This window comes from Oleiphilus sp. HI0079 (assembly GCF_001635105.1).
In genome coordinates this window covers 1-907 of record NZ_LWFT01000167.1, presented here as the reverse complement: position 1 = coordinate 907, position 907 = coordinate 1, and the positions used below count along the sequence as shown (strand labels likewise).

The 907-nt window shown below is 50.4% G+C and carries 2 protein-coding genes; both read right to left on the bottom strand.

What is annotated here, in order from left to right; genetic code table 11:
• A partial coding sequence (locus A3750_RS02470) for an ATP-grasp domain-containing protein (protein ID WP_197474824.1) occupies nt 1-201 on the bottom strand: 201 nt, incomplete at its 3' end.
• Between the two features lie 121 nt (nt 202-322).
• Nucleotides 323-907 (bottom strand): FAD-dependent oxidoreductase (locus A3750_RS02465; RefSeq protein ID WP_197474823.1); only part of this gene is annotated, 585 nt, incomplete at its 5' end.

Below are 907 nucleotides of genomic sequence, written 5' to 3'. Positions count from 1 at the left end.
CTCTTTCGTGTCTACTAGTTTTACACCGCCAGCCTTTCCTCGACCGCCAGCATGAACCTGAGCTTTAATTACCCATTTGTCGCCACCAATTTTGTCGGCCGCCGCGACAGCTTCATCTGCCGTATCACAGGCGTAACCTTTTGATACGGGCAGACCGTACTCAGCAAAGAGTTGCTTTGCTTGATACTCATGTAAGTTCATAGCTTATTCCGTTGTTTTAATGAATGAGCGACAAGGCCTCTGCTCATAGCGAGACCCCATCCCTGATATAACGCCGCTTTTAGCAGCGTAACCTTTAATACTACAGAGATTGCTTAACAATCTATTTTCTCTTCTTGCGATTCGCAACGTGAATGGCATGTCCACCGACTGCTAATGCCGCCTCGTGGACGGACTCTGATAGCGTTGGGTGCGCAAACACAGTCAAGCCAAGGTCTTCGGCACTAGACCCAAACTCCATTGCAATCACAGCTTGCGCGATCAATTCTGATGCACTTGGGCCTATGATATGGACGCCCAACACCCGATCAGTCTCTTCATGCGCTAGTATCTTCACCATACCAGCTGTCGAGTTTGCGGCCATTGCACGGCCGCTCGCTGCAAAGGGTGCCACACCAACATTGTATGGTACGCCATCGGCCTTGAGTTGCTCTTCTGTTTGACCAACCCATGCGAGCTCTGGATGCGTATAAATTACACCAGGAATCGTGTCGTAATTAACTTGCGTCTTCTGACCGGCAATTCGCTCGGCAACCATGACACCTTCTTCGCTACCTTTATGCGCGAGCATTGGACCACGAACCACATCACCAATTGCGTAAACGCCCGGCACGTCTGTTTGGCACTGGTCATCAACATAAATGAAGCCCCGTTCGTCAAGATTGACGCCGCTATCCGCAGAGAGCAA